Below are 6,944 nucleotides of genomic sequence, written 5' to 3' on the forward strand. Positions count from 1 at the left end.
GGCAGTGGGGGGGAGATGGTGTTGGTTTAAACGAAAACAGGCTCCTGTTCAGGAGCCTGTAGGGGCGTTACTCACTCAGAAGAGTGTTGATCAGAGTGCGCTGAAGCCGTAGTTGGCGATCAGGCGGAACTCGTCAACCTCATTATCAATTTCGCTTTCAACATGGGCAACGCGGGCGCGCAGTGACAAGCCCTCAAAAGTGCCGCCCTGGAATACATATTTAGCTTCCAGGTTGGTTTCGCGTTCTTCCAGATCGGTATCAGTACCTGAATCGATATCCCAGCCTTCAGTGTGGCGCGCCATCAGGCTCAGACCCGGTACGGCAGCAACAGTGTAGTCGGCACGTACCTGCAGAGACTGTTCGTCAGCGTTATTGAAGTCGGAATACTGAACGGAGTTCCACGTCATAAGGATGTGGTTATCGTTGTTAAAGCCATCCCAGCTATAGTCATAGTACTCATCGCCAGTCTTCTGGTAAGACAGGGTCATGGTCAGGTCGCCGGTAGTGTAGCGGCCAGCCAGGTTGAACAGGTCTGAGGCGTAATCGCTGCCGTACAAGCTGCCATCATCAGAGCCGTCGTAGTAGTGTGCATCGATCAGCATGCTGTCGCCGTTGGCGAGCTTGATCGGGTAAGACGCGTTCAGGTAGGTCTGACGCAGATAGTCGTCAGCAACACCGTGGGCTGCCTGGATGCTCAGACCGTTTTCAAAGGTGTAGCCGCCGCCGACAATGTACAGATCATAGTCTTCGCCGCCAGCCTTATATTCATTGAACTTGGTGCCAGCCATGTTAACAGCGCGGTCGCTGTAGATGGCGTAGAGATCAGCGCCGCCCAGCTTGGTGTCCAGCTTGATGGCCTGAGTGGAGCTCGGGGTAGAGCGGGAGTCATCATCGTACAGCAGGGCTGTTTCCAGCACCATGCGGCCTGCACGCAGTTCGGTGTTCTCACCCAGCTTCAGTTTCAGGTACGCCTGGCCCAGTTTGGCATAGCTGTCGGTGTTGCCATTGTCATCGTGCAGCATGCCGATTTTTTCGTCTTCCTTGCCGCCGTCCAGTTTCAGTGCGCCGAACAGGGAGGCATCAAAACCGATCATGCCATTGTAGTAAGGAGAAACATAATCTACGCGTACAGCCTGTGAGCCAGCATAGCGATCTTCAGCGCCGTCATGGAAGTCACGGTTGAAGTACAGCGTGCGCAGGTTGATGTTCAGGCTTGGCTCGTTGGCAGCAAAAGCGGCCGGTGCCGAAGCCAGTGTGCTGGCAGCGATTGCCAGTGCGAGCGGGGCTTTGTACAGCGATTTCATAGAGATAGCTCCAGTTGGCTCGTCTCTTGTGGCGGACGGGCTCTTCATTATAGTGGTCTTAAACCATGTTAAAACGCCGCCATTGTAGTGAAACAGTAACCAATCCTCAAACTGCTGGTCATTAAACTGTAAACTTTCGCTGCCAGTGACCTTATAGGTCGACTAAAGTGACCGTTATAATGCGCAATAAATACATTAGAACCAGGGTTTGACTGCATTGAAAACGTCATTTCATTGTTTAGGGGCGCTGTTTTTAGCGCTTGTGGCATTCCTGGCAATGGACCTGCTGTTGGTGCGAGATATCAGCTGGACGCTGGAAAATATTAAAGGCAAACGCTTCTGGGTCAATTTTGGCTTGAGTGCATTGGTGCTTTGGACGCTGCTGTTCAGCGTACGTGGCTATTGGGACAAGCATCGGAGGTTTGCAGTTGGATTGCTGATCATCTGCGCGGTGGTGTATTTTGCGCAAAGTGCCTATTTCGGAATTTATCGCAAGTTCGTGACTGTGTTCGATTTCCGTTTCTTTGCGGGCGACCCGCTGATGACGGCGGCGTTGTGGTTGGAGCATGGCGAAAGGGTTCGTCCAATACTGATTGCATTGCTGGCCAGTACGTTGCTGTGGTGGGTGATGCGACAACCTGCGTCGCCTCGACGCTGGCTACGTTGGTCCAAGGGTGGAGTGGGCGGAGTAACTTTTTTGCTGGTTACGTTGAATTGGTATGGCACGCCACATTTCCAGATTGCGCCCATCGCGTATGCCGGTAATTTGATTGGTGCGGTCGAATTCAATTACAACCGTGATGCTTATCCGCCAAAGCCTGACCTGGTATATCGTGAATCTGCGCTGCCGGATGCGCCCTCGATGGTGATGGTGATCGGCGAGTCACTCAATGTTAATCATATGCAGATTTATGGTTATCCGCGTGAAACGACACCGAATCTGGTCAGGCTGGAGCGGGAGGGTAAAGTTGTTGCGCTGCGTAATGCGGTCAGTATCGGTCCGCGTACACTTTGTTCGGTGCCTTACATGATGACCGGTTTGCAGGGGATTGATCCTCATGGCGTTATATATAGTGTGCCGACGCTGTTCAATTACGCTAAAAGTGCGGGATACGGTACTGCACTGATTACGGCGCAGGATTTCCAGTGGCGCAATGTCGACAAGATTTTTGTTGATCAGGATCTGGATCATTTCGCGCAAGGGACGCATTTCAGCTCGAACGTGAGTGTTTCGGTGGGTGCGGATGATCGTGCTGTGCTGGATAAGGGCGTCCGGCCCTGGCTGCAGGAGCAGAGGGATGTGAATGCGCCGTTTATGCTGGTCATGCAAATGAGTGGCAGCCATACGCCATTTGCCAGTCAGGTGCCGGCTGCAATGAAGCAATTCCTGCCCGAAGCAGACGTGAACAGCATCAATGCCTATGACAATACCGTCTGGTATACCGACTATGTACTGAATGAGCTGCTCGCCGCTGTACGTGCTCAGGCACCGGATGCATGGATTTTTTACTCGTCAGACCATGGTGAGCATGTGACGGGCAAAGGTGGGGCGTTTCACGGCGATTTCATGGAGGAAGTTACGCATAATGCATTGTTGGTATTTCCGCCTGTGTCGGCACTGGATACGATAAAGACAAAGGTGGATGCGCCGGTTTCCCAGGCCGATATCTTTGCGACCATGTTGGAACTGATGCAGGTCGAACCGGTGATGGCGATCGACGGCATCAGTTTATTGGGTGAAATCCCGAGTGATCGTCTACGCATTGTGACTGCGTTTATGAAAACACTGCATAATGATCCGCGTGCAGCGTTGATTTTCCCTGATCGCAGCCTTTACGAAATCGACTTTGAGCGCCGTAATGTGCGCTTGGCCGATGGCAAGACAGTGATTCCTTATGCGACACTGGACGCTGAATACCGTGATCTGTTTGAGCGCCGTTTGAAGCCACAAGAGGGAAGGGAGTGATCATCACTAAAGCCACGGGTTTTGCGCGCTTCTATCATGCGACTCGTTATTCGATCAAAGGTATTCGTGCCGCTTATGTTAATGAACCAGCCTTCCGTTATGAAAGCTGGGCCGCGCTGGCGATGTTGCCGGCGGCGTTTTGGGTGGCGCAGTCCGGGTTGCAGCTGGGATTGCTGATCAGTACGCTGTTGCTGGTCTTGATTATGGAACTGCTCAATACCGCTATTGAAGCGGTAGTTGATCGTGCCGGTACCGAGTTCAACACATTGGCGGGCTTGGCCAAGGATTTGGGCTCGGCGGCTGTGCTGTTCTCTTTGCTGATTACAGCGTTGATCTGGGGAGGCATTCTCTTCGACAGATTAACCGGCTGAGCACTATGATGGTCGCAGGCCCTGCTCACAGGCTATAATCTTCGCTTTTACTCAACCACAACAGGACCGAGTACAGGAAACCATGACTGTTCGTACCCGTGTAGCGCCGTCTCCAACCGGTGATCCGCATGTCGGCACCGCCTATATTGCACTGTTTAACCTCGCATTTGCCCGCCAGCATGGTGGTCAGTTCATTTTGCGTATCGAGGATACCGACCAGACGCGCAGCACCGCTGAATCAGAGCAGACGATTCTGGATTCCCTGCGCTGGCTAGGCCTGGAGTGGGACGAAGGCCCCGATGTTGGTGGCCCTCATGGCCCCTATCGCCAGAGCGAACGTAAAGATATGTACAAGGACTTTGCCATGCGTCTGGTGGCAGAGGGCACAGCGTTTCTGTGTTTCCGTACAGCGGAAGAACTGGATGAGTTGCGTGAAAACCGCCGTGCCGAAGGCAAGCACACCGCGTTGAAGCAGAGTGATCTCGAACTGCCTGCTGAAGAAGTGGAGCGTCGTATGGCAGCGGGCTTGCCCTATGTCGTGCGCATGAAAGTGCCGGAAGAGGGTGTCTGCGTTATTGATGACATGCTGCGTGGCCCGATCGAAATGGATTGGGGTCAGGTTGATGCCCAGATTCTGTTGAAGTCTGATGGCATGCCGACTTACCACCTGGCGAATGTAGTGGATGATCACCTGATGGAGATTACCCACGTGATTCGTGGTGAGGAGTGGATCAACTCGGCACCCAAGCACAAGCTGCTGTACCAGTATTTTGGCTGGGATATGCCGCAACTGTGCCACATGCCGCTGCTGCGTAACCCGGACAAGTCCAAACTGTCCAAGCGCAAGAATCCGACCAGCATTCTGTACTACCAGCGTATGGGCTATCTGCCGGAAGCGCTGTTGAACTACCTGGGACGCATGGGCTGGTCAATGCCGGACGAGCGTGAGAAGTTCAATCGCGACGACATGTTTGCTCATTTCGATATTCAGCGTGTCTCTTTGGGTGGTCCGGTTTTTGATCAGGAGAAACTCAGCTGGCTTAACGGCCTGTGGATTCGTGAAGAGCTTTCGTCTGAGCAGTTCGCCGCAGAAGTACAGAAGTGGGCGTTGAATCCTGAGTATCTGATGCAGATCGTGCCGTTGATCCAGCCGCGTGTGGAGAAATTCTCCGACGTGGTGCCGTTGGCCGGTTTCTTCCTGGGCGGCATGTTGTCGATTACTGAAGCAGACTTCGAGCACAAAAAAGTCGAGATGGATGAGGTTCGTCGCATCCTGCAGTTCAGTGTCTGGCATCTGGATCAGCAGACCAAATGGGATCGCGACAGCCTTTTTGTCGAGCTTAAGGGATTGGCAGATGGCATGGAGGTCAAAATCCGTGACTTCCTGTTCCCGCTGTTTGTCGCTGTAGCAGGGACCTCGCAGAGCGTTTCGGTGGTTGATGCGATGTCAATCCTGGGACCGGACATGAGTCGGGCACGTGTGCGTCATGCGCTTGAAGTGGTTGGTTCTCCGTCGAAGAAAGAAACCAAACGTCTTGAGAAAGAGTATCGTGCGCTAACCGCATGATTCGTCAGAATATTTTTTACAGTCTTTTCGTGAAAAGTGTTTGACACAGCAGGGTGGGGCGATTAATATACGCCCCGTCCTGTGACGAAGGGGCCTTAGCTCAGCTGGGAGAGCGCAACACTGGCAGTGTTGAGGTCAGCGGTTCGATCCCGCTAGGCTCCACCAAAGTCGCACGGTACAAGGTTAGCGAAAGCTAACCGGACAAAAACTGGACAAAAAAGCGGACAAAAACGCATTTTTAGAAGGCTTTTGTGAGGTTATGTCCCATTCGTCTAGTGGTCCAGGACACCGCCCTTTCACGGCGGTAACAGGGGTTCGAACCCCCTATGGGACGCCATCTCTTCTCAGGTTTAACCTGTATGTGGGGCCTTAGCTCAGCTGGGAGAGCGCGACACTGGCAGTGTCGAGGTCAGCGGTTCGATCCCGCTAGGCTCCACCACTTCTCTTGAATTACCCAAAGTCACCACCTATTTGCTGCTCTGTGAATGCGATCTCGACTGCTTCATACGGCAACTCGTGGCCTTCCTGGTACAATCTTGTCATCTCTTCGGATGAATGAGCCATTGCGTGCTGTATCGTCTTGATGTGGAATCCTGCATCGGCTGCCAGCTTATCAGCTAATGATCTGACGTGGTGGAAGCCTGGCGCGTCATCACCAGTAAAACCCGCAAGTTTGCGAGATTCATCGAACATGGTTATCAGCCTGCGCGGTGTGACTTGGGCGATATGCGTCTTGGTTTTGCCTAGGCGTCGCTGCTTTGGCCAGTGACTGATCACATAAGGGCATCGGCGGTTCTGTAGTGATAGGATCCGGGAACGTTGAATCAGTTTGCGTAGCAGCTGGTAATTGCCCAAATCCCATTGCAAGCGTGCGGCCTTGGCGCTGCCTTTCTGGTTCTCCGACTTACCGATCACGCGCTTCATAAGATTATCTTCAATGTCTTCACCCAGGCGTAAATCGCAAATGTCACCCTCACGCATGAAGGTCAGTAGGCTTATGCCCATCGCGACCTGCAGGCATTCGTAACCCAGCTCACCGGCACTGTGATAAATCGCCCAGAACCCTTCTCGGGTCAGACGCTTTGCACGGCGTGCAGGTTGGCTACGGGTGTACAGGCGCGGCCGGTCATCGGCTGTGGTGAAGGGGTTGTAATCCATGCGCGGAAGTAGGTTTCGACCCATCAAGTAGTTGAAGAATTTCCTGAACTCGGCATGTCGAGCTTTCTGCTGGTGGTGGCTTAGTGTGTCCCACCAGTCGTTAACATCAGATCGTTCCAGGTAAGCCATCTGCTTGGTGAGTGTGCGGGTGAACTGGTGTAGCGCATAGCCGCGGTTTCGCCAGCTGCGCTTCATTTTCAGATCGGGGGATTGTGTTTCTCGGTGTGCAATATAGTCACCGGCATAGTGAGCGAGGGTGCCCAGCTTGCTGCCTGATGGCTTCATTGAGGTAGGGTGGTTGCGCCGTTCATTGTTGTGGCGTGCGATGTAGTTCGCGGCATCCACGACTCAGCGGTGAAATGCCTGAAGGTTCCGTACCCAGACCGATACCGCACAATAAACTGTCAGAGCAGGAGCGCGAGACTGTGATATCGCTCTGCAATCAGCCGCGGTATCGCAGCCGCCCACCGGCGTTTATCGTTGCGGATCAGCTTGATCGGGGATGCTATCTGGCGTCAGAGTCCACGTTCTACCGGATCTTGCATGAGCGTGATCAACTGCATGCCCGAGGTCGGCA

The 6,944-nt window shown here is 53.4% G+C and carries 5 protein-coding genes and 3 tRNA genes; 6 read left to right on the forward strand and 2 right to left on the reverse strand.

Annotated features, from left to right (window positions below; all coding sequences use genetic code 11):
• Nucleotides 1-90: 90 nt before the first annotated feature.
• On the reverse strand, nucleotides 91-1,305 hold the full coding sequence (locus tag CLV44_RS10435; RefSeq protein WP_170069318.1) for an OprD family outer membrane porin: 1,215 nt from the start codon (nucleotides 1,303-1,305) through the stop codon (nucleotides 91-93).
• Nucleotides 1,306-1,582: 277 nt separating this feature from the next.
• Between CLV44_RS10435 and CLV44_RS10440 the strand changes: the two genes are divergently transcribed.
• From CLV44_RS10440 to CLV44_RS10465, 6 genes are all read left to right on the forward strand, one after another.
• The gene (locus tag CLV44_RS10440) at nucleotides 1,583-3,271 is read left to right on the forward strand and encodes a phosphoethanolamine transferase (protein ID WP_106592058.1); all 1,689 of its coding nucleotides are present in this window, start codon (nucleotides 1,583-1,585) and stop codon (nucleotides 3,269-3,271) included.
• Nucleotides 3,268-3,642, forward strand: coding sequence for a diacylglycerol kinase (locus CLV44_RS10445; protein WP_106592059.1), 375 nt, complete (start codon nucleotides 3,268-3,270; stop codon nucleotides 3,640-3,642). Before CLV44_RS10440 ends, CLV44_RS10445 begins: the two co-directional genes overlap by 4 nt.
• An 82-nt stretch (nucleotides 3,643-3,724) precedes the next feature.
• On the forward strand, nucleotides 3,725-5,209 hold the full coding sequence (gene gltX, locus CLV44_RS10450; RefSeq protein ID WP_106592060.1) for a glutamate--tRNA ligase: 1,485 nt from the start codon (nucleotides 3,725-3,727) through the stop codon (nucleotides 5,207-5,209).
• 89 nt (nucleotides 5,210-5,298) lie between these two features.
• Nucleotides 5,299-5,374: transfer RNA gene (locus CLV44_RS10455), tRNA-Ala, on the forward strand.
• A gap of 96 nt (nucleotides 5,375-5,470) precedes the next feature.
• Nucleotides 5,471-5,546: transfer RNA gene (locus CLV44_RS10460), tRNA-Glu, on the forward strand.
• 26 nt (nucleotides 5,547-5,572) lie between these two features.
• Nucleotides 5,573-5,648 (forward strand) — tRNA-Ala (locus tag CLV44_RS10465).
• 11 nt (nucleotides 5,649-5,659) lie between these two features.
• Here CLV44_RS10465 and CLV44_RS10470 read toward each other — a convergent pair.
• Complete coding sequence (locus CLV44_RS10470; protein WP_106592061.1) at nucleotides 5,660-6,712, reverse strand: tyrosine-type recombinase/integrase; 1,053 nt, start codon at nucleotides 6,710-6,712, stop codon at nucleotides 5,660-5,662.
• Nucleotides 6,713-6,944: the final 232 nt, after the last annotated feature.

The organism is Marinobacterium halophilum (assembly GCF_003014615.1).
Taxonomy (GTDB): Bacteria; Pseudomonadota; Gammaproteobacteria; order Pseudomonadales; family Balneatricaceae; genus Marinobacterium; species Marinobacterium halophilum.

What these genes read in the sequence shown, in the direction of transcription:
- CLV44_RS10435 (WP_170069318.1), bottom strand. Translation starts at nt 1,305, where the DNA reads ATGAAATCGCTGTACAAAGCCCCGCTCGCACTGGCAATCGCTGCCAGC.
- CLV44_RS10440 (WP_106592058.1), top strand. Translation starts at nt 1,583, where the DNA reads ATGGACCTGCTGTTGGTGCGAGATATCAGCTGGACGCTGGAAAATATT.
- gltX (WP_106592060.1), top strand. Translation starts at nt 3,725, where the DNA reads ATGACTGTTCGTACCCGTGTAGCGCCGTCTCCAACCGGTGATCCGCAT.